Origin of the sequence: Oceanobacillus sp. FSL K6-0127, assembly GCF_037983385.1 — a bacterium.
Taxonomy (GTDB): Bacteria; Bacillota; Bacilli; order Bacillales; family Amphibacillaceae; genus Oceanobacillus; species Oceanobacillus profundus.
In genome coordinates this window covers 3,869,081-3,891,315 of sequence record NZ_CP150287.1, presented here as the reverse complement: position 1 = coordinate 3,891,315, position 22,235 = coordinate 3,869,081, and the positions used below count along the sequence as shown (strand labels likewise).

Annotated in this window: 22 protein-coding genes; 17 read left to right on the top strand and 5 right to left on the bottom strand. The window is 38.2% G+C overall.

The annotated features are described in order from the left end of the window. Nucleotides 1-312: 312 nt before the first annotated feature. From MHH64_RS18975 to MHH64_RS18965, 3 genes are all read left to right on the top strand, one after another. A complete protein-coding gene (locus MHH64_RS18975) occupies nucleotides 313-855 on the top strand; it encodes a phosphatase PAP2 family protein (protein ID WP_095313306.1) in 543 nt (180 codons plus the stop codon). A 59-nt stretch (nucleotides 856-914) separates the two neighbouring features. Then, nucleotides 915-2,057 (top strand): glycosyltransferase family 1 protein, encoded by a 1,143-nt coding sequence (locus tag MHH64_RS18970; RefSeq protein ID WP_340002219.1) that lies wholly within the window; start codon nucleotides 915-917, stop codon nucleotides 2,055-2,057. Nucleotides 2,058-2,335: 278 nt separating this feature from the next. After that, entirely contained in the window at nucleotides 2,336-3,052 is a 717-nt protein-coding gene (locus MHH64_RS18965) for an RluA family pseudouridine synthase (protein ID WP_303447475.1), read from the top strand. Nucleotides 3,053-3,124: 72 nt separating this feature from the next. Here MHH64_RS18965 and MHH64_RS18960 read toward each other — a convergent pair whose 3' ends face one another. Beyond that, nucleotides 3,125-3,445, bottom strand: a complete 321-nt coding sequence (locus MHH64_RS18960; protein ID WP_340002218.1) for a hypothetical protein — start codon at nucleotides 3,443-3,445, stop codon at nucleotides 3,125-3,127. Nucleotides 3,446-3,838: 393 nt separating this feature from the next. Here MHH64_RS18960 and MHH64_RS18955 point away from each other — a divergent pair, with 393 nt between their 5' ends. The 14 genes from MHH64_RS18955 (at nucleotide 3,839) to ssuE (ending at nucleotide 19,391) form a co-directional block, all read left to right on the top strand. Beyond that, on the top strand, nucleotides 3,839-4,618 hold the full coding sequence (locus MHH64_RS18955) for a gluconate 2-dehydrogenase subunit 3 family protein (RefSeq protein ID WP_340002217.1): 780 nt from the start codon (nucleotides 3,839-3,841) through the stop codon (nucleotides 4,616-4,618). A 37-nt stretch (nucleotides 4,619-4,655) separates the two neighbouring features. Beyond that, on the top strand, nucleotides 4,656-6,371 hold the full coding sequence (locus tag MHH64_RS18950; RefSeq protein ID WP_340002216.1) for a GMC family oxidoreductase: 1,716 nt from the start codon (nucleotides 4,656-4,658) through the stop codon (nucleotides 6,369-6,371). Between the two features lie 285 nt (nucleotides 6,372-6,656). After that, nucleotides 6,657-6,923 carry a hypothetical protein gene (locus MHH64_RS18945; protein ID WP_340002215.1) on the top strand — a complete coding sequence of 89 codons (267 nt, stop codon included), beginning with the start codon at nucleotides 6,657-6,659 and terminating at the stop codon, nucleotides 6,921-6,923. Nucleotides 6,924-7,320: 397 nt separating this feature from the next. Continuing rightward, entirely contained in the window at nucleotides 7,321-8,772 is a 1,452-nt protein-coding gene (aldA, locus tag MHH64_RS18940) for an aldehyde dehydrogenase (protein ID WP_340003288.1), read from the top strand. Between the two features lie 442 nt (nucleotides 8,773-9,214). Then, the gene (locus MHH64_RS18935; protein WP_118890323.1) at nucleotides 9,215-10,093 is read left to right on the top strand and encodes a TetR/AcrR family transcriptional regulator; all 879 of its coding nucleotides are present in this window, start codon (nucleotides 9,215-9,217) and stop codon (nucleotides 10,091-10,093) included. Between the two features lie 214 nt (nucleotides 10,094-10,307). Beyond that, nucleotides 10,308-11,735: an MDR family MFS transporter gene (locus tag MHH64_RS18930; RefSeq protein ID WP_340002214.1), complete on the top strand. Its 1,428-nt coding sequence runs from the start codon at nucleotides 10,308-10,310 to the stop codon at nucleotides 11,733-11,735. Nucleotides 11,736-11,962: 227 nt separating this feature from the next. Then, nucleotides 11,963-12,607, top strand: a complete 645-nt coding sequence (locus tag MHH64_RS18925) for an SDR family oxidoreductase (RefSeq protein WP_340002212.1) — start codon at nucleotides 11,963-11,965, stop codon at nucleotides 12,605-12,607. A gap of 180 nt (nucleotides 12,608-12,787) precedes the next feature. Next, nucleotides 12,788-13,462 (top strand): GntR family transcriptional regulator, encoded by a 675-nt coding sequence (locus tag MHH64_RS18920; protein ID WP_340002211.1) that lies wholly within the window; start codon nucleotides 12,788-12,790, stop codon nucleotides 13,460-13,462. Between the two features lie 170 nt (nucleotides 13,463-13,632). Continuing rightward, on the top strand, nucleotides 13,633-14,694 hold the full coding sequence (locus MHH64_RS18915; protein WP_340002210.1) for a tartrate dehydrogenase: 1,062 nt from the start codon (nucleotides 13,633-13,635) through the stop codon (nucleotides 14,692-14,694). Nucleotides 14,695-15,243: 549 nt separating this feature from the next. Continuing rightward, nucleotides 15,244-16,248 (top strand): LLM class flavin-dependent oxidoreductase, encoded by a 1,005-nt coding sequence (locus MHH64_RS18910; protein ID WP_118890333.1) that lies wholly within the window; start codon nucleotides 15,244-15,246, stop codon nucleotides 16,246-16,248. Nucleotides 16,249-16,398: 150 nt separating this feature from the next. Then, nucleotides 16,399-17,178, top strand: a complete 780-nt coding sequence (locus MHH64_RS18905; protein WP_118890327.1) for a transporter substrate-binding domain-containing protein — start codon at nucleotides 16,399-16,401, stop codon at nucleotides 17,176-17,178. Between the two features lie 17 nt (nucleotides 17,179-17,195). After that, on the top strand, nucleotides 17,196-18,527 hold the full coding sequence (locus MHH64_RS18900) for an LLM class flavin-dependent oxidoreductase (protein ID WP_340002209.1): 1,332 nt from the start codon (nucleotides 17,196-17,198) through the stop codon (nucleotides 18,525-18,527). A gap of 10 nt (nucleotides 18,528-18,537) precedes the next feature. Next, nucleotides 18,538-18,795 carry a glutaredoxin family protein gene (locus tag MHH64_RS18895; RefSeq protein WP_095313277.1) on the top strand — a complete coding sequence of 86 codons (258 nt, stop codon included), beginning with the start codon at nucleotides 18,538-18,540 and terminating at the stop codon, nucleotides 18,793-18,795. A 62-nt stretch (nucleotides 18,796-18,857) separates the two neighbouring features. Further along, nucleotides 18,858-19,391 (top strand): NADPH-dependent FMN reductase, encoded by a 534-nt coding sequence (gene ssuE, locus MHH64_RS18890; protein ID WP_251659421.1) that lies wholly within the window; start codon nucleotides 18,858-18,860, stop codon nucleotides 19,389-19,391. Between the two features lie 139 nt (nucleotides 19,392-19,530). Here ssuE and MHH64_RS18885 read toward each other — a convergent pair whose 3' ends face one another. Genes MHH64_RS18885 through MHH64_RS18870 form a run of 4 tightly spaced genes read right to left on the bottom strand, consistent with a single transcriptional unit; the run spans nucleotide 19,531 to nucleotide 22,226 of the window. After that, complete coding sequence (locus MHH64_RS18885; RefSeq protein ID WP_240033864.1) at nucleotides 19,531-19,785, bottom strand: glutaredoxin; 255 nt, start codon at nucleotides 19,783-19,785, stop codon at nucleotides 19,531-19,533. Nucleotides 19,786-19,822: 37 nt separating this feature from the next. Next, complete coding sequence (locus tag MHH64_RS18880; protein ID WP_118890329.1) at nucleotides 19,823-20,665, bottom strand: amidohydrolase family protein; 843 nt, start codon at nucleotides 20,663-20,665, stop codon at nucleotides 19,823-19,825. 19 nt (nucleotides 20,666-20,684) lie between these two features. Then, on the bottom strand, nucleotides 20,685-21,416 hold the full coding sequence (locus MHH64_RS18875) for a glucose 1-dehydrogenase (protein WP_095313271.1): 732 nt from the start codon (nucleotides 21,414-21,416) through the stop codon (nucleotides 20,685-20,687). Nucleotides 21,417-21,434: 18 nt separating this feature from the next. Next, nucleotides 21,435-22,226 carry a transporter substrate-binding domain-containing protein gene (locus tag MHH64_RS18870; RefSeq protein ID WP_340002208.1) on the bottom strand — a complete coding sequence of 264 codons (792 nt, stop codon included), beginning with the start codon at nucleotides 22,224-22,226 and terminating at the stop codon, nucleotides 21,435-21,437. Nucleotides 22,227-22,235: the final 9 nt, after the last annotated feature.

Below are 22,235 nucleotides of genomic sequence, written 5' to 3'. Positions count from 1 at the left end.
AAACCTCCTTAGCAGGGGCCAAATTGTATTGGCTTTGCAATTAAATACCCTTCCATACGTATAAGAAACTCGGTAATTTTAACTTGGTATCGGAAAATGGGAGGATTGTAACAATAGAGGTATGAAAGAATTGAAGCATACTGCTTTATATGGGAGCTAGAATTACAAAAATTACATTTGTATTAAAATTATGAAGTCCTGCAAATCTGTCCTATAAATATAAATAAATTTACATTAAATTATTATTGACTAAATATTCATTCATTAAAATGGATATGAGGGTACGAATAAATTAATGGAGGGATAAACAGAATGGTCAAGTTCTTAAATTGGTTTTATACAACTGAAATTCACTTGTTTCGTTTGTTAAACCAATACTTTGAAAGAAAGTATGTGAACACCTTTTTTCGAACGGTTACGCATTTTGGTGGTGCAAGGTTTACGATAGCCACCGTACTAATTCTAATGCTTTTCACCTCTGGAACGATTCAATTACTTGCGATTGCTAGTGCAGTAGCTTTAACACTTAGTCATCTTCCAGTTGCACTTCTAAAAAAGCTGTTTCCTCGCAAAAGACCATATGTAAGCTTAGAAAAAATACATGTTATGGAAAATCCATTACAGGATCACTCCTTTCCTTCAGGACATACAACAGCAATATTTGCAATCATAATTCCATTTATATTTTATTATCCTATAATGACCACCGTTTTACTGCCATTGGGCATTGCTGTTGGATTATCGCGGATTTATTTAGGGCTTCATTATCCTACAGATGTACTTGTAGGGTGTTTATTTGGGACAACAGTAGGCATGTTATCACTTTCTTTTATTCGTATGCTTATCTTGTCATAAAAGTCGTTTATACCTATTTACATGTTAATTTTTAAAAACTTAATGTGGGGTGGATGGGCTTGAAAATTGCTATTTTTACAGATACCTTTGCACCAGAAGTGAATGGGGTCGCTAAAACGTTAAAACGCTTTACGGAATATCTAGATGAACAAGGAATTGAATACCGCGTGTTTGCACCTAAAAGTTCGAATGAAGACTTATATTCAAGTAATGTTCATCGTTTTCTTAGCTTACCTTTTTTTCTATATCAAGAATGTCGATTAGCATTGCCGAAAATGTCAAATGTAAGAGAGGAATTACAGCTATTTCAGCCTGATATTATTCATGTTGCTACTCCATTTAATATGGGGCTTTGTGGACTGCATTACGCGAAAAAGTTAAACATCCCGGTTGTAGGATCCTACCATACCAATTTTGATAAATACTTGGCCTATTATGATATGCAATTTTTATCAAGGGTACTTTGGAAATATATGCACTGGTTTCATCGCCCGTTAAAGAAAATTTTTGTTCCTTCAACAGATACAAAAGAACAATTACAAAAGCGTGGATTTACAAATTTATCGATTTGGTCTCGCGGTGTAGATATATCAATGTATCATAGTAACTATAATGAGCAGCGTGTTAGAGATGCATATCAGATTAAAGAAAAATACATTCTGCTATATGTTGGAAGAATTTCACCAGAAAAAGATGTTAACTTACTGCCAGACATTAATAAAAAGCTGCTTCAAAAAGGAATCGATAATGTTCACTGGCTAATAGTGGGTGACGGACCATTAAAAGATGAAATGGAACAGACTGCCTCGACAAACATGACGTTTGCAGGCTATATAACTGGAGAGGATTTAGCAGAAATTTATGCAGCGGCGAATTTATTTGTTTTTCCTTCTGCCACAGAAACCTTCGGCAATGTTGTACTAGAATCGATGGCATGCGGAACACCCGTAATTGGTGTTAATGCTGGTGGCGTTCGAACCATTATTAAGGATGGCGTAACAGGAATTTTATGTGAAGAGAAGGATAATGATGCTTTTACGGAAGCGATAATTCGTATGCTTTCCAATCGGGTGGAGAGAGAAACAATGCGATTAGAGGTAAAAAAATATGCGAAAACGCAAGCTTGGGATGCGATTTTTGATGGGCTTTTAGAAGAGTATGAACAAGTGGTACAGGAAGCTGGTTATAGAGTGCTTGCTTAATAGTATAGGTAATATGCCCAGTTTTCGTATTAAAACGAAATACTGGATCAGAGGCTGAATTCATACATGATGAGTTTAGCCTCTTTTTTCTTTTCATGAGATAAACGCTCAGAAGCTGACAGTTGTTCAGAACCAATTTAAACTGCCACCCTTGACATTCGAATTGAACCATACTAGAGTAGTAGGTTAATTGTTTTAATTGGGGTGATCAATTCGTCGTCTCTTGATAAATGAAAATTAGAATGTGAAACATCATGGGTTAAGGAGTATTGGTATGTGTGGAAATTTCAGTTTTATATGAGGATAATCATCTGTTGCTTGTAGAAAAGCCAGTAAATATCCCGGTGCAAGCAGATCGAACAGGGGATAATGACTTCTTGTCGATGCTGAAACAGGACCTAAAAAATAGATATCAAAAACCAGGAAATGTTTTTCTTGGATTAGTGCATCGTTTGGATCGCCCAGTTGGTGGAACGATGGTTTTCGCTAAAACCTCCAAAGCAGCTTCACGAATGTCGGATTTAGTTCGGAGACAAGCAATCGAACGAAAATATATGGCTGTTGTAAGAGGGGTGCCGATACAAGCAGAGACAAAATTGGAGCATTATCTCTTCAAAAACACTCGTAAAAACAAAGTTTATACGGTAGCAGCCAATCACCAAAAGGCTAAGAAAGCGGTGCTTGATTATAAAATGATCGCAAAGACAGAAGATTTAAGTTTGTTGTCCGTTCAGCTCCATACAGGAAGGCCGCATCAAATACGTGTTCAGCTATCTGCTAATGGAACCCCAATATTTGGTGATCAAAAATATGGACAAAAGGTTAACCGACCTGGACAGCAAATCGCGCTATGGGCAAATTTATTACGATTCGAGCATCCGGTAAAAAAAGAAATGATAGAGGTTCATTGCCCTCCGCCAGAAGAGCGTTATCCGTGGAGTGTTTGGAAAGATATTCATAAAGGAAAGGGTAATTTGAATTTAGCAATCTACTAAAACACAATAATCGCGCTGGAATAGATTCCAGCGCATGATAAAATACTTATTTTGCACAAAAAAGTTAGACTTTTATTCACACCTCAATCTTACTCTTACTTCAATTCTTAATAATTGCATCTGTAATTTCAGCCGTATTATGAGTCCTGGCAAGGTCAAATGCAAATCGAATGATTCGCTAGCATCCTTTTTTAGTAAAGAGTGCAGTTTGAATGGCGACTTCATTACTTCCTTCTCTGCCTGAGAAGTTTCTGCCGCCAATACCCGAATACTCTCCTTCGGAATCACTTCCTCTTCCTTGGCATTTTTTGTTGCTATTTCGATAGCGAGACCATCTAAAATTTCGATAATTTGATAAATTCCCTTGAGCTCTTCCTTAACAATAAAACTCATCGCCTCAACCATCTATATCTTCTTTTTTTCAGCACGGAAATCGTGCATGATATCTAAATTCATATTATACCTTTGGGAAATTAGATACCATATCTTAAATTAGTGGCAATGCATTTTATACCTAAATTAGGAAGTGTTATGAATATATACATTCCTGCAAAAAAAACATTTACCGGTATAGCATTAAGTTTATTCACCTCGAGTTTTGGACATAATTATGGAAAAAAGTATAAAACACATCCACATTGACGTTGTGTGCAGATAAGAAAGAAACTTTCTTAATCTATATCATGAAGGGAACTTGCCGTAAAGACTATCAATCTGAGATAAGAATATGGTGTAGCTCTAAATGTGTTGGATTTACTTATTCTTTATATATTAGGAGGGATTATGGTGACGGAAAAGGAGAACAATCAAATAACAAAACAAGCAAATACAAATAGTACAAGACGTGCCTTTTTAAAAAATTCAGGATTAACAGTTGGTGGGATTGCAATTGGTGCGACATTTGGTGGCTTACTTGGCAATTTAAGGGGTGGGGAGGTGCAAACAGAACCAACTCCGCCGCCGGTCGCTGAAGTTGCTAATCCAAATGTTGCCTTAATGTTTTTTACCCCAGATGAATATCAAACAACAAATGCAGCGGTGGAACGTATTTTTCCAGAGGGTGAGAATGGCCCTGGTGCTATGGAATTGAATGCTGCGATATATATTGATCATCAACTTGCTAGTCAATGGGGAGTAAATGCAAAGGATTATCGGCTGGGTCCATTTTATAAACCTGAACCAACACAAGGTGAACAAATCAAACTATTACGCCAAGATTTATTCCGCTTAGGTTTAAAAAGACTGGATAATTACAGCAACGAAAATTATGAAAGGCAGTTTCTAGACTTAGAGGCAGGAGAGCAAGACGACGTTTTAGCTGCTTTTGAGGAAGGCAAAGCAGGTTCGATTTCTGGTGTTTCTACAACTGAGTTTTTCAAATTGCTCAGACAGTTAACGCTGGAGGGTGTTTATGCAGATCCGATGTATGGTGGCAATAAAGAGATGCTGGGGTGGGAAATGCGAAAGTATCCTGGTACGAGAATGGGTTATATCAATGAAATCCAAAAAAAGGATTTTGTTGAACTGGAACCAAACAGCCTCCAGAGTCATATGGGACATTCATAAGAAATAGGTTGTTCAAAAATAGAAAGGGTTGAGAAACATGGCTACAAAATTACCAAAAGAACCTGTTGTTGTCATTGGAATGGGTTGGGCAGGGGGGATTATTGCCTCTGAACTAACAAAGGCTGGAATCAAAGTCGTCGGACTCGAGCGAGGGAAAGAGAGGAAGATGAGTGATTATCTTATGGTCCATGACGAACTCCGCTTCCAGCATCGAGAAGAATTAATGCAAGACTTATCCAAAGAAACCGTTACACATCGTAATAACAGCAAGATGAGAGCACTCCCAATGCGCCAATATGGTACGTTTATTGTTGGGGATGGCCTTGGAGGCGCAGGTAGCCATTGGAATGGACAAACATATCGTTTTCTTCCATACGATTTTGAGATTAAAACAATGACGGAAGAAAGATACGGGAAAAACAAAATCAAAGCTGATTATCCACTTCAGGATTGGGGCATTACATATGACGAGTTAGAACCATATTACGATACCTTTGAAAAAATGTCCGGTATTTCAGGTGAGACGGTTGAATTATATGGTCACCGTTCAAATCCTTATCCAACCAAACCAATGCTAAAAACACCCGTACTAGAGGAATTTGAAAAGGCAGCCAAAAAACTTGGTTACAAACCTTATATGATGCCTTCTGCGAATTTATCCGAGAATTACGAAAACCCAGATGGAATTGCACGTGCAGCTTGTCAATACTGTGCGTACTGCGAAAACTTTGGTTGTGAGTATGGCGCAAAAGCGGACCCGGTTGTAACTGTTCTGCCTGTTGCACAAGAAACGGGTAACCTTGACCTGCGTACACATGCTAATGTAACGCGAATTTTAAATGATGGGACGAAAGCTACTGGTGTTATTTATGTGGATGCACTTACCGGGGAGGAATTTGAACAGCCTGCAGAAGTAGTGGTCGTCGCAAGCTATGTATTTAATAATGCAAGACTTCTGCTTAATTCTGGACTCGGTAAACCGTATAATCCAGCAGACGGGACAGGTGTTATTGGCAAAAACTATTGTTACCAAGTAAGTTCCGGGTACTCTACTTTATTTTATAATGATAGAGAATTTAATCTATATGCTGGTGCTGGGGCATTGGGGATTGAAATTCCCGAATTCACAGGTGATAATTTCGACCATGCGAATGAGAACTTTATTCACGGAGCAGGAATCCGTTCTACACAATACGGGAACCGGCCAATTGCCAATAATAACGTGCCAATTGGAACGCCTTCGTGGGGAAAAGAATTTAAGGAACAATCGATTAAGTACACAAATAGTATCCTCCAGGTCAAATCACAAGGTGCCAGTATGCCTCACCGGCAAAATTATATTGATTTGGATCCTACTTATAAAGATGCATACGGGATGCCGTTATTGCGTATAACGTATGATTATACAGAACAAGACAAAGCGTTAGTGAAGTACATGGCAAAAGTTACAAGATCGATCGCTGAAGAGATGGGTCCAGATCATATAGATACAGTTGGTGAACAAGCACCCTTCAACGTAAACGTCGATACGAACACCCATAATACTGGGGGCGTCATTATGGGGGCTGAACCTGAATCGTCAGCAATTAACTCTTATCAACAGATGTGGGATGCTGAAAATGTATTTGTCGTCGGGGCTTCAGCATTTCCTCATAATAGTTGTTTCAATCCGACTGGTACATTAGGTGCTTTATCTTATAGAGCTGCAGAAGGAATTGAAACGTACCTTAAGCAAGGCGGCTCTCTTGTTTAAGTGTTTTTAATCCGTTGTTTCTTTCATTGCTATTGATTATTTGTTAGTTGACCTCACCTAAGTAAGCTCTCATATTTAGGTAGGAGTATTCCTCTCCATTATATAAAGGGATTAAAATACCTGCCTTCTATTGTGGAGCAGGTATTTTCCTTTAAAACAACAATATCACCAAATAAATGGATGAATGATTCAAGATTATGATTGTCATTTTAGGGACATATTAATGTTAACTAAAAGGACTTTTTGAACAACCTCTAAAAAATGAAAAGTAAGGTGGTACATATAATGAGAGTCAATTGGAAAGTTTTAACCTTTTCTGGTTTGGTTTCGTTAAGTTTATTATCAGCTTGTACCGTTGATAATAACGATTCGAATGAGCAGCAGAATGATGTAAAGAATAACCCAACCCATTATGAAAATGATGCGAACCTGGAGGATAAAGAGAATCAAGAAAACAAATCCTTTATCCATGATGAAGACCCTGATCAAACAGATCAAGAGTTACAAAAGGGAGAGGATCTAGAATTCGACAGTGACAGAGGTGCGGAGTAAAGCTTTGGGAGTAGATAAAAGGTTATTTTGTAGGGGAAACAGCTGATAGGATTTATTCAATATACCTTCACAATTCCATTCATTTTAGAAATCTATGGAAATGTGAAGGTAGCGTTTATTTTAGGGGGGAATTGTGGGTTTTCATTTGTTTCATTTAATTCAGTACGAATTAAGCCTACTTAGCTCAATTTCAGTATTTTTTTGATCTGCACAGGTAAAGCCTTTTTTCCTCTCCTTCGGTAGTAATTATATAGAATATCTATTTCTTTTAAAAGGGTTCAATTTTATATTTTAACAATATTTAAATCTAAAAAAACTGTACTAGTTTAACTGCAAAAAATAAGTGGAATATCCATTAATAGGTAGTCATCATTAAATTGCAAGGAGGCTCGTTATGATGAAAAAACATCAACTTTATATTGAAGGTAAGTATACAGACTCTACAGGGAACGAATGGCTGGATATTATCAATCCGGCTACAGAAGAGGTAATCTCTCAAGCTCCCAGAGGTACAGATAAAGATGTGGATAGAGCTGTCCAAGCAGCTTTTGATGCCCAAAAATCCTGGGAATTAAAACCAAACATTGAACGCGGGAAAATCGTTCGTAAATTAGGTGACGCGATTCAGGAGAAACGTGATACCTTTATTGATTTGCTTCAGGAGGAACAAGGTAAAAATTACGACCTTGCGCAAGGTGAAGTAGATCTGGCGATTGACTATTTTCATTATATGTCGGAATGGGCACGTCGGATAGAGGGTGACATTGTTCCGAGCGATCGTCCAAATGAAAATATCTATATTTATAAGAAGCCGATTGGTGTTGTAGCTGGTATTGTACCATGGAATTTCCCGGTATTCATTCTTGCCAGAAAAGTGGCATCAGCACTTGTCACTGGCTGTACGCTTGTTCTAAAGCCAAGTCAGAAAACACCAAATACAACAATGGAATTTACGAAGATAGTTGATAAAATGAAGGAAATCCCTAAAGGTGTGTACAATGTTGTGACTGGTACTGGTTCAGAGGTTGGGAATGCATTGGCAAGCCATGAAAAAGTTGCGATGATATCCATGACCGGCAGCATTGCAGCGGGGACAAAGGTAATGGAAGCAGCTGCATCCAATATTACGAAAGTAAATCTAGAATTAGGTGGCAAAGCACCTGCTATTGTCACGAAACATGCAGATCTGGAAGTAGCTGCTGAAAATATTACGACATCCCGCCTTGCCAACAATGGCCAAGCCTGTACAAACGCGGAACGCATCTATGTTCAGGAAGATATTGCGGACACCTTTATATATAAATTGAAGGAAAGGTTTGAAAGTCAGACAATTGATAATCCACGGCAAAACAAGGAAGCAGATATTGGTCCGCTAATTAGCGGTGACCGGCTTAAAACAGTGGATGATATGGTGCAAAAAGCGAAAGAGAACGGCGCTGAAGTAGTTATTGGCGGTGAACGTGCAAATCAGGACAATGGCTATTTTTATAAGCCGACAATCTTAACGAATGTGACACATGAATCCGATATTATGCAGGAGGAAATTTTTGGACCTGTTATCCCAATTGATACCTTTCAAACACTTGATGAAGCAATCGAAAAAGGTAATGATACGGTTTATGGTCTTTCTTCTTCTGTCTATACAGAAGATATGAATGAAGCCATGCGTGTAATTAATGAGCTGAAATTCGGTGAAACATATGTCAATCGTGAAAACTTTGAGGCGGTACAGGGATATCATGCAGGAATGAGAAAATCCGGCCTGGGCGGAACAGACGGAAAACATGGTATTGAAGATTTTCTTGTCACCCATGTAGTTTACATGCAATATAACAAGGATAAACAGTAGGAATACACTTGGGACAATTTTATTCTTTTTTGAGGATGCATAATGAATAAATGGCAATGGCATACGAAATGACGTATGCCATTTTCGTTGTTATATCAATGTTAAATTGACTTTCAGGGTTGCTTAGACATCAAAATTTTTAAAAGGTTTTACATATGTTAATCGTTATTGTTCAATAAAATCTCTATCAAATTGAGGTGTTAAAAGCGTCGTCAAATCTCTCCTAATACAGCAGTTAACGAGGTTGTTTGGTTAACAAAAATAGATGTGACAACAATATATTAGAATATCATTCTGTTACCATATTACTTCAATTTCCTGGATTTTTTTATACTTCAAGTCTAAAAAAATAATCTGGTCTAAACGTTTTAAATAAAAGTGGTTGATATTAAAGGGTTTTAGTTGTAAAATAAAATAGACGAGTGGTACAGAAGGTGATATAATGAATCCGCGTAAAAAACAAATAACCGATGCAGCACATCGATTGTTTTCCGAAAATGGATTTGCCCAAACATCGATCCAGGACATTCTGGATGAAGCGCAAATTGCGAAAGGGACGTTTTACAATTATTTTGCTTCAAAAAATGAATGTCTGATTGCCATATTAGAAACAGTTAACGAAAAAGCAGAGCGAAGACGGATTGAACTTGCGCAAGGCGAAAATAAAGCAGACGAAAATGTTCTCGTATCACAAATTGCTGTTCGGTTAGATATGAACCGTTACCACAATTTGCTGGCTATTTTTGGTTCAGTTGCATGTTCAGATGATAATGACTTAAAAGCATTCTTTAAAAAGAACCAAACAAAGGAATTGAACTGGATTGCTAAAAGACTGGTTGATGTTTTTGGTGAAGAAGAGGCGCGCCACGCGGTAGATCATGCTGTCATGTTAACTGGCTGCATTCATCAGATCATACGTGTTTGGAATTTGGGTGCGAATACAGAAATGGCCACCGAAACGGTTGTTCAGTTTGCGCTTGATCAATTGAAACCTGTCATTCGTGAGGGAAATAAAAAAGCCTTTTTTCCAAAAAATTGGCTGGATTTAACGATTGACAGTTTATCAACGGATTATATGGAGATGAAGCAACAATTAATTATTAGATTAAGTAACCTTACTAAGAAGCTGGAAAAGGAAGAAAAAGCGAAAAATAATGAGTATGTTCAGTTTTTGCTTAAGGAGTTCCAGTCAGAAAATCCGCGTCTTTTTTTGCTGGAAAGTGTATTATTATCACTGAAGCATGTTTTTGAAGGCTCAAGTTATGAGCTTGAAATAAGTCAAATTGTTAAAATGGCATGGCAAGTACTAGACAGTTTATAGAATAAACAAAAATGGTTGGATTCTATAGTTTAAAAGAATCCGACCTTTTATCTTTATGAATTCATGGTGCTTAAAAATGAGTGATATTCATAAACTATACGTTAGTTCCTATTCGCCGTTACATGTTAAAGCGGTTATTCTATAAATTTTGTACCCTATCCTATTTTTTGTAAATTAAATATTCGTTTAAAATAAGAAAGAAGGTTTTAATACTATGGTTAAAAATCAGTCCGGCGCACAACCGGATGAACCTGCATTCAATAAAGCTCCACTTATTGCTGTATTGCTTTCTGGAGCTTTTGTTGCGATTCTGAATCAGACACTTTTAGCTACAGCTTTACCCCATATTATGGCGGATTTACAGCTGGATGCGAATACCGCTCAGTGGCTGCAATCTGTTTTTATGCTTGTAAACGGAATTATGATCCCAATTACAGCGTTTTTAATTGAGCGTTTTACAACCCGAGCATTATTTCTCACTGCAATGACTATCTTTGGTTTAGGTACATTAATGTGTGCTATTGCTCCGGTTTTCTCTATTTTAATGGCCGGGCGCGTTCTCCAGGCTGCTGGTGCAGGAATTATAATGCCATTAATGCAAACAATCATGTTCATGATTTTTCCAATTGAAAAACGTGGGTCAGCAATGGGCATGTTCGGCCTGGTTATTGCATTTGCCCCAGCGATTGGCCCAACTTTATCCGGTTTGATTGTCGATCATTTCCCTTGGAGAAGTTTATTCTATATAATTCTTCCGATTGTCATTTTAGATATCATTTTTGCTTATCTTTTGCTTAAAAATGTTACCAATAGGACATTCCCTAAGCTTGATATCTTATCCATTATTTTATCAACTTTAGGGTTTGGTGGTTTGTTATATGGATTTAGCGCCGCTGGTAATAGTGGGTGGACAAGTATGCAGGTAGTCTTATCGCTTCTCATTGGTGCACTTGCTCTCGTGTGGTTTATTTTCAGACAGTTGAAGTTAGAACAACCAATTCTGGAATTCCGGGTATTTAAATATAGTGTATTTACAATAACGACAGTCCTTGGTATGGTGCTATTTATTGCCATGATCGGTGCTGCTGTTATATTGCCGTTAATGATGCAAAATATGCTCGGTTTTTCTGCGTTAGAGTCTGGATTAGCATTGTTGCCGGGCGCTCTGTTAATGGGGATTATGAGCCCTATTACGGGACGTTTATTTGATAAATTTGGAGCAAGGTGGCTATCCATTATAGGGGTGACCATTCTCGTCATTACAACATTTATGTTTGCGGTTTTTACAGAAGAGACAACATTCACGTATATCGCAGCTGTTAACGCGATAAGGATGTTTGGTATTTCTATGGTTATGATGCCGGTGACGACGGCTGGATTGAACCAGCTTCCAACCAAGTTAATTCCGCATGGAACAGCAATGAACAATACCATGCGACAGGTTGCAGGATCTGTTGGTACCGCCCTTCTTGTAACGGTAATGACAAGTAATAGCATTCCAGATCAGGGGGTTGCTGGAATGTTGCATGGTGTTAATATCTCCTTTATCGTTGCAGCAATTTTTGCTGTTATTGCATTAATCATGGCATTCTTTATTAAAAACTCACGTCCAGAGAATCCTGATGATATTAGGCCGAGATAAAAAATAATCTATTGCCATCCAAAAACACTGAGAGGTAAGAAAAAATAACTGGTTTTCGATTCAACCATGAAAATAAAAGACGCATGAAATCAGGATTTTAAATCAGATTTCATGCGTCTTATTTATTTTAAAAGCAGAACAAATAGGGAAACCTTCCTCGCTATGTTTTGCAAACTGGTGAGAGGGAACATTTTAAACAGATATCATTATAAAGGAGAGGTTATAATATGAACGTACTCGTTATTGGAGCGAATGGACAAGTTGGCAGGAAGATTGTGAAAGAACTGGCTGATTCAAATCATAAGGCTACGACAATGGTACGCAAAGAAGAACAGGTAGATAAATTAAAAGAAATCGGAGCAGACAATGTCGTGCTTGCCAACCTTGAAGAAGACTTCAGTTCTGCATTTGACGATGTGGATGCAGTGATCTTTGCAGCAGGTTCCGGCGGTTCAACTGGTGCAGATAAAACAATGACTGTTGATTTATATGGTTCGATAAAAGCAGTAGATTATGCTATGGATAAAGGAGTCAAGCGCTTTGTTCAGTTAAGTTCAGTTGGCTCTGCCAATCCAGATGAACAAGAAGATAAAATCAAACATTATATGGTTGCCAAGGGAGTTGCGGATCGCCATCTCCAGCAAACGGATCTTGATTATACAATTGTTCGTCCTGGTCCTTTATCTAACGATGAAGCAAAAGGGGAAATTAAGATTTCACATGAATTCCCCGACATTGGTGATGGCTCCATTCCAAGAGCTGATGTAGCACATATTCTTGTCGATGTGCTTGATCGCAACAACACGTACAGGAAAACATTTGAGGTAATAGAAGGTGAGAAAGAGGTCGGAGAAGTATTAGAGACTGTATAAGCGGTAGTTCAAGTAGAACTGAAAAAGCTCCGTGCTATTCCTTCATATTTTAAAAGGGATACGGGATTCATAAGTTGAATACTTGGTCTTATCTGGATATAGTAGAAAGGAAGGTAATGAATATTACTTTCCTTAGATACACGAATCTAGTTCCACAAACAATTCATGCAGATGACGGGAATGATCAAATTGTTTATAGAGAAAAAGGAACCCTATTATATTCAGTTTTATCGTATGATCAGACAAATGATTTTTGATGGGAAATTTCAACCAGGGGAACACATCAACGAAACCCAGTTAGCAAAAGAGTACAATGTCAGTAAGAGTCCTATTAGGGAAGCAGTACGAATTCTTGAAAAAGAAGGACTGCTAGTTGCTGATAAATCTAAAATGCTCGTTTATAAGCCAACCATTACAGATGTGGAGGAAATTTATTATTGCCGTATGGCGCTAGAATCCTTCGCTGTTAATCTGACAACGAAACTTGCGACAGATGACGAGCTTTCAAAAATAGAAGCCATATTAGCTGAAACCGAAGCTGCTATTAATAAAAAGATGGAAGCCAATTCGATTATCTTCCTTAATGAACAATTTCATCAATTAATTCTTACCTATACGAAAAACAACCGCTTGCAAAAACAAGTATATGATTTAAAGGGGTTAATTAATTATTATCGGATATTAAACTTCCAGGGTAATGAGCGGGCCGTGGAAATCTTGGAACAACATCGTCGAATCTTCTATTATATGAAAGAAAGAGATGAAACGAACGCCTCTGCCGAGATGGTCAACCATTTAGAACGTGATTTGAAACATTTACTTCAAATTATGATGGATTCAACTAGAAATCTATGAGTAGAATTTAACTTATATAAGCCAATGAAGCTGTGCCCTAATAGGGTACAGTTTTTATTTTGGTGAATATAATCCATGATTGCTAAAAGACAGACTTTATTATATAGTTAAAATAAATTCAAAGAGTCGACCGACGACTTTTGAGGAATTAAATGTAGGAGGCTGCGAAAATGAAGAAATTTAAGATTGCATCGATTCCAGGAGATGGAATTGGTACAGAAGTTGTTCCTGCTGCTACAGCTGTTTTGAAAACGGTATCAGAGATTCATGGTGGATTATCATTCGAGCTCACGGAGTTTCCATATAGCTGTGAGTATTATTTGGAGCATGGCGTGATGATGCCTGAAGATGGATTAGAAAGATTAAAAGACTTTGATTCCATTTTCTTAGGGGCTGTCGGTAATAGTAAGCTCGTGTCAGACCATACTTCATTGTGGGGGCTTTTGATCAAGATTCGCCGCGAGTTTGAGCAACAAATTAACATTAGACCAGCAAAGGTTCTGCGTGGTATCAAATCTCCACTCGTTAACCCTAAGGACTTTGATTTAATTGTTGTCCGAGAAAATAGTGAGGGAGAGTACAGTGAGGTTGGTGGGAGAATTCTTCGTGGAGAAGATGAAATCTCCATCCAGAACAATATTTTTTCTCGAAAAGGAACCGAACGTGCAATGCGCTATGCATTTGATTTGGCGTCAAAAAGGAATAAACATGTGACGAGTGCGACAAAATCAAATGGGATTGTCCATACGATGCCGTTCTGGGATGAAGTGTTTAACGATGTTGCTACAGATTATGCAGATATCCAAACGGACTCTCAGCACATCGATGCTTTGGCAGCTTTCTTTGTTACGCGTCCAAATAAATTTGATGTTATTGTTGCCAGTAATTTATTTGGCGATATTTTGACTGATATTGGTGCAGCGATCATGGGGAGTGTCGGAATTGCACCTGCTGCAAATATCAATGTGAATGGAAAATACCCATCCATGTTTGAACCAGTTCATGGGTCAGCTCCAGATATTATTGGAAAAGGCATCGCCAATCCAATTGGGCAAATCTGGACAGCTAAAATGATGCTCGACCACATGGGTGAGGAGGAGATTGGAACCGTTCTCTTAGATGTGGTTGAAAGTGTTACGAATGACGGAATCGTCACACCGGATATCGGTGGAAAACATACGACCACAGAAGTTACGGAGGAAATTATTAGTCGGTTAAAAGCTAGAGCTTAATATCTTGAAGAACACATTAGTTTAGGAATCTATTGAATGATAAAGATAGGTTCCTATTTCTAATTATGTGTAAATGTTCTCTATAAGGTGGAACAGAAGCGGATATTAGAAAACATCATGCTAATTTTCGTTATGGAGTAAGAAAAGCATTTGTGGAATGAGTTTCCCTCTTTAACCTTATTTTATCTGGACAAATCCATATAGAACTTCCCTATAAGTAAACAAAGAAATACTTATAACCCCGTCTATTGTAGCAATTATAATAAGATGCTATACTTAATTCAATTTATTAATCCGGGTAAGTTAATTGGTATACTGATATATACTTAGAACGAAAAAAGGAACAGCGAATAAAGTATTATTCATGGCAGGTTGGTGGATGCATAGTAAAGAGCACCACAGGTAACTTTTGATGACCCAACGAAGGAAAGGACAAAAAAGTTATTCAAGAATTTTCATAGAAATACTGGCATGAATAAGGAGACATGTTTCCAGCAGCGTGATGAGAATAGTTCTGCAATAGGAAGCTAAAATATGGGGGAGAAAGTAATGTCATATAAATTAGGGATACTTGATCAAAGTCCGATTTTTTCAGGGAAGTCGGCTGAAGATGCATTAGAAAGCACGATTCAATTCGTGCAAAAGGCAGAAGAATGGGGATATGAACGCTTTTGGGTTTCTGAACATCATCAGACACTTGACCTTGCGGGTACATCACCTGAAGTACTTATTTCTCATTTATTAGCAAAAACGACTACGATCAAAATTGGCTCAGGTGGTGTGATGTTGCAGCATTATAGCCCTTATAAAGTAGTAGAAAACTTCCAGCTTTTATCATCACTTACTCCAGGAAGAGTGGAGCTAGGGGTAGGAAAAGCACCGGGTGGTTTTTCTTTATCAACGAAGGCTTTGCGTTACGGGGCAGCGGGTAGTGATATCGATTTTGATGAACGTTTTACCATACTTAATCAATTCATTCATGATGCATTGCCCGAAGATCATGCATTATATGGTGCAAAGGCTTTGCCAAAGCCAAAGAGGAAGGTGCCTGTTTTCCTTTTAGGAGCAAGTTCAAACAGTGCTAGACTTGCTGCAGAGCAGGGTGCAAATTTTGTATTTGCGCGTTTTTTAAATGGGAATGATGACATTCTTCGGGAAGCTGTACAGGAGTACAGGAATATTTATCCAGAAGGAAAGTTTATTGTTGCAATTGCATCTTTCGCTGCGGTAACGCAAGAAGAAGCAGAGGAAGAGGCACGACATTATAAAATTTATAAAATCCATCTTGAAAGTGGTCGCTCACTATCGGTTCAGTCGCTTGAACAAGTGGAATTATTCCGGGAACAAACGAGGGAATCCTTTGAAGTTAAAGAGCAAGAAGTGGATATGATTGCAGGAAGTCCTGCATTTGTAAAAGGGGAGTTAGATCAATTAGCAGCTGCTTATGCGATTGATGAGTTTATTCTGCATACACCCATTCAGCATGAACAAAAGCGCTTGAAATCATTTGAATTATTAAGTCAGTTGGCGGTTCCGCTATTGAATAAAAACTAAACGTAATTTGGTATTTGTATAAATAAGGGCAGGGCTAGTGTTTTAAATTATGCTGTAATTGGATGTAGGAAGTAGTTCAATTACAAGGCTGGTATAACAGTGTAACTGTACCAAGTTTTAAGTTATTCATGATCAAGGGGAGAAGAATAAATGAAAAAATTAGTGATATTCTTGTCAGCTGTGTTCCTATTTTTTGCTGCGGGGTGTGGAGAAAGTTCCAGTAGTGAAGGTTCAACTGAAGATAAAGTCATTACAGTTGGAGCTGTACCTGATGGTTACCCACATACTTTTAAGGAAGATGAAGAATTTAAAGGCTTTGTTGTCGATGTGTTCAACGCTATTTTTAAAGATATGGGTTATGAAGTGGAATGGGTTATAACGGATTGGAATGGGGTACTGGCAAATTTACAATCTGGAAAAGTCGATACAGCTATTAATTTTGCAGCAACAGAAGAGAGAGCGAAAACATATAATTTCACAGATCCTTATTACAGTTCGAAAGCAGTAATTGCTACAGCGAAAGATGGGGCTAACATTCAGTCATTAGATGATTTAGAAGGGAAAAAACTAGCTAGTATTATGGGAACTAACTTTGAAAATGTATTAAAAGAAAATTACCCAGAAGAAAATTATGAACTGGTCATTTATGAATCAGTTGATGTGGTTTATACAGATGTAGCTACAGGAAAAGTAGATGGATTTATATACGGCAGGGAGCAATTGATGGCACAAATTAGTGAAAGAGACATTCCATTACAAATTGTAGGTGAACCATTTGGGGACCAACCGGTTGCTTTACCATTTCAAAAAACTGAGGAAAATGATGCTTTAATTTCAGAGATTAACCAAACAATCGAGAAACTAAAAGAGAATGGAGCATTTTCCGAGATATCTTTAAAATGGTTTGATATCGATTTACTAGAAGAATAAGAAAAGGAAGTGGAAAGATGACTAGCAAAAATATGAAACTTGGAATATTAATACAAGGTCCCGGTGGCCATATGAATTCTTGGAAATCTGAGGATGTGCCGGCAGATGGAAGTATTAATTTAAATCATTATATAGCAGTGACGCATAAAGCAGAGCAAGCTGGATTTGACTTTGTATTTATTGCGGATGGACTACACATTAATGAAAAATCGATTCCTCATTTTCTAAATCGATTTGAGCCGTTGACATTGTTATCGACACTTGCAGCGGTCACAAAACATATTGGATTAGTTGGGACGATTTCGACAACGTATAGTGAGCCATTTAATGTTGCACGTCAATTTGCTTCCTTAGATATAATTTCAGGCGGGCGTGCTGGTTGGAATGTTGTTACATCACCCTTGGAAGGAACTGCATCGAATTTTAATAAAGGGAACCACCCAGAACATCGGCTACGATATCAAATGGCAGATGAGTATTTAGAAGTTACGAAAGGATTATGGGATTCTTGGGAAGATGCTGCATTTGTAAGAAATCGTGAAACAGGGCAATTTTTTGACAAGGATAAGATGCACCGTTTGAATCATAATGGTGAATTTTTTACGGCACAAGGTCCATTAAATATTGAACGTTCTAAACAAGGGCAGCCAGTTATTTTCCAAGCAGGATCATCAAAGACTGGAATTGCATTTGCTGCCAAACATGGGGAAGCTATTTTTACGAATAAATCGACATTGGAAAGTGCGCAGGAATATTATCGTACATTAAAAAACCAGGCGGCAGAATATGGTAGAAAGCGAGAAGCGATTGCTGTTTTACCACAATTGTCTCCAATCATTGGTGCAACGGAAGAAGAAGCAGAAGAGCAATACAATGCGATTAAGCATTTAATTGGTATTGAGGAAGCTTTGCATTATTTAGGGCGTTTCTTTGACCATTTTAATTTCAGTCAGTTTCCACTTGATGAGGCATTCCCGGACATTGGTGAGGTCGGGAAAAACAGTTTTCAATCGACAACAGATGAGATTAAAAAAATGGCAAAAGATGAGAACTTAACGTTAAGAGAGGTAGCATTACGTGTAGCAACTCCTAAAAATGAATTTTTCGGTACGTATGAACAAGTAGCGAACAAAATGATCGAATGGGTTGATCAGGATGCGGCAGATGGCTTTGTATTGAGCATGTATGTACTTGGAAAGCAGTATGAAGATTTTCTCGAGCATGTTGTTCCAATTTTAGTGGAAAAAGGTTACTATAATCGCGGTTATGAAAGTGATACATTACGAGGAAATTTAGGGCTGCCTTTTATTGAAAATCGCTATAAAAAAGAACATATCAAAACGAAGTGAGGGATAAAGCATGCCAAACAATCAATCTATCGTAGTCTGGTCTAAACAGGGTTGTAGTTATTGTAATGAGGTAAAAACGTATTTAGAGGAAAAAGGGTTACCTTATCAAACGATCGATGTCACAGAAAATGATGATCGAAGAGATATTTTAGAAGCAAAATATGGGATACGCCATGTTCCAGTTGTGGAAATCGGCCAAGGAAATGCATATGAAGCAGTGACAGAAGTTGGTATTGAACATTTAGAGAAGACATTAGCGAGTAATTAAACGAAGTACCCATATTTGTTGATAGGGTTACTGTTTAAGAGAGGGGGATGGTTGTGCGTAATATGAATATTGTAATTGTTTCGGGAAGTCCTTCATCGCTGTCGAGATCAGAGCGAATTCTTTACTATCTAGGCGAGCTTGCCGAGCAAGAAGGTTTTTCCGTTAAACATATTTCTGTAAAGGATGTCGATGCGGAGGACTTACTTTTTGCAAACTTCAACAGCACTAAAATCAAGGAAATCGCCAATGATTTGGAAAATGCAGACGGTGTAATTGTTGGATCCCCGGTATACAAAGCTTCATACTCTGGCGTATTAAAAGCATTGTTCGATATGCTGCCACAGGATATTTTACAGGATACCCATGTACTACCTGTGATGACCGGGGGGAGCCTATCCCATTTATTGGCCCTGGAGTATGCTTTGAAACCGTTGCTGGCCACTGTGAAAGGTCATAATTTAAAGGGCCTTTACTTTCAAGACAGTGAGATAGATAAAACAAGTGATAATCCGATTTTAGATGTGGATATGTTGAATCGAACGAAAAAACAGCTTGATTATTTTTTTGGGAAAGTGAAGCGGAAGGAACATGCTTAGTTAGAGGAGGTCTACTTTTTAGTAGATCTTTTTTTGTTGGAGAGGGAAAGAGTAAAAGCAGGATAAAAAAAGCATCTTGCAATTTCACAAAGACATAAAAAAGTTCCCCTGCCCGAATGACAAGCAGGAGAACGGTTTGTTATCTATTTTTCAACGCTTCCTCAATATATTGCACACCTATTTCCGTAATCGCTTCATACTGGTTTTCTTGACCAATTTCCACGACAGGTACGTGTCGAACACCGTATTTTACTTCTAGAATGTCACGTCTGTCATCATGATCGGTTACATCAATGTCTTTGTATGTAATGCCTTTTTCATTTAAATATTGCTTTACCTCCGCACAGTAACTGCAACCTTGTTTGGACCAAACGACTACGTTCAAATCTTTAATTGCCATTTTAATTCTTCCTTTCTTTTATTGAATTTTTTCATATATCAATTTTTAACAAACGTTTTGCATTTTCATAGAAAATCTTTGCTGAAAGTTCAGGTGCTAATTCATAGCTTTGATAATGCTTTATCGCATAAGCATAAGGAACATTTGGATAACAGCTTGCAAATAAAAGTTGATTTTCCAATCCTGACTTTGCAGCTTCTATGTATTGATTGCCTCCAGGGAAGGTGAGGTAAAAGTCGGGACATAAGTAAATGTTTGGAAAATGTGTCGCAACTGCGATAGATTCTTGAACAAATGGCCATGCTGCATGCGAGATAATAATTTTTAAGTCTGGATATTTCTTTGCTACACGAATAAGCTGCTTTGGATGGATATAATCATAATCAGGTGCTTCACTTGTCAGCGAGATGAGCAAGCTTAATGTTATACAATAAGGGAAGTCGTATTCTAAACAAGCTTCAAAAATGGGATCTAAGCTTTCATCGCCTATCGGGGTTAATGGTTTGATTTTTGATGGAATTGCTGCAACCCCATGAAAAACACCAGTTTTCCCATATCGGTGAATGGTAGCTACAGCTTCATCGACTGTCATATCTTCAATCCCGATAAAGCCGAAGAATCGTTCCCCTTGAGGGCTTGTTAAGAAAGCTTGCAATTCTTCATTTGAGCTTCCTTGTTCATTATTTCTACCGAGAATTACCGAATAACTAATTCCCTGCTCATCCATCTCATTTAGTACATCTGTAACAGTAGAAGACTTTGTTGGTGCAAGGTTTTCCAATTGATGAAAAACGCCGTGTAATGCTGTCTTGCCGTTTTCAAACATTGCTTCCCACTTTGGAATCGGTGCTTTCATTTTAAAATCAATCACCATAGGCTTGTATCCTCCTTTCTTATCTTGCGGTCAAACCACCATCAATGACGCATTCAGCCCCAGTTGTATAACTGGATTCATCAGAGGCGAGATAAAGAACGAGATTGGATACCTCTTCTTTTGTTAGCACCCTGTTCAACGGGCGGTCAGTTGCCACTGCGTCTCCACCGGCTTGTTCGGAAAACATGCCTGTATTTACTAGGCTGGGATGAATGGAATTCACACGAATCTGATACTGTCCCAGCTCCAATGCCGCTACCTTTGTCATTCCAGTCACAGCGAATTTAGAAGCTCCATAAGCAATGCCTGCTGTTCTTCCTCTTAAGCCACCAATGGAGGAAATATTTATAATGGAACCATGCTTTGCTTTTTTCATTGAAGGGACGACAGCTTTCATTCCTAAGAAAACAGCTGTTTGGTTAACATCAATAACCTTTCGATAGGCTTCTTCAGGGAAGTTTTCTAGATGTTCGCTATAATTAATTCCAGCATTGTTTACTAGAATATTCACTGGGCCAAATGTTTTCTCTGTCTTTGCAACGACCTGCTCCCAACGTGCAGCATCTGTTACATCGTGCTGTAAAAACAATACCCCCTCTCCAAGCTCAGCTTGTAATGCTTTTCCTTCCCCAGTGGCGACATCGGTGAAAACTACTTTCGCACCTTCTGTCATGAGCTTTCTGACATGGGAGGCACCCATGCCGGATGCCCCGCCTGTTACTATTGCTACCTTACCGCTTACTCTCCCCATGCAAAATCCCCCAAGTAATTATTGTTCGTCTTGACTGATCGTTACATCCTCACCAAACCATTCCATCGATAAATCTCGAAATGTACCATCAGCTTTTAATGTTTCTACTGCTTCATTAATTTCAGCAATAAGCGCTTTATTTTCATCTGTCTTGGCAAATGGAAGGGAGACTAGTTTCTCTCCAAATGCTTCCCCAACCACCTGCAATGGGATTCCTTTATCTTTTATTTGTGCTAACAGGATTTCTCTTCCAGTTACAAATGCATCCACTTTACCTGATGCAACATCCTGATGAATAACATCTGGTGTTTCATAATTGATAATTTCTATTTCATCATTTGGATCCTGCTCTTTTAATACATTTTGATAATTGGATCCCGTTACATTTCCAACTTGCTTACCTTTAACATCCTCTAGGGACTGTATCGTGTCGTTATCTTGTGCTACTCCAAGAGCAGCTCTGGAATAGTAGTAGGGTTCTGTAAAGGAATACTTTTCTTCTCTTTCTGGTGTTTGTGCAAAGTTCGCAACCGTATTAATTTTCCCGGTTTCTAAGGAAGCGAGCACACCAGTCCAGTCCGTAACGACCCATTCAACCTCATACCCGATTTCAGCGAAAATAGCTTCTATCATATCAACGCTAAAGCCCTCTAATTTTTCATTTTCATAGAAATATTGTGGATAGCCATCGGGTGTTGCGCCCACCTTGATTACAGTATCATCTCCTGCTGACCCGTTATCTGTGTTTTGTCCACATGCGCTTAAAAAGAGTAATATTAGGACGGAAATTAAAATCATTCGTTTTTTCATGTTCATGTA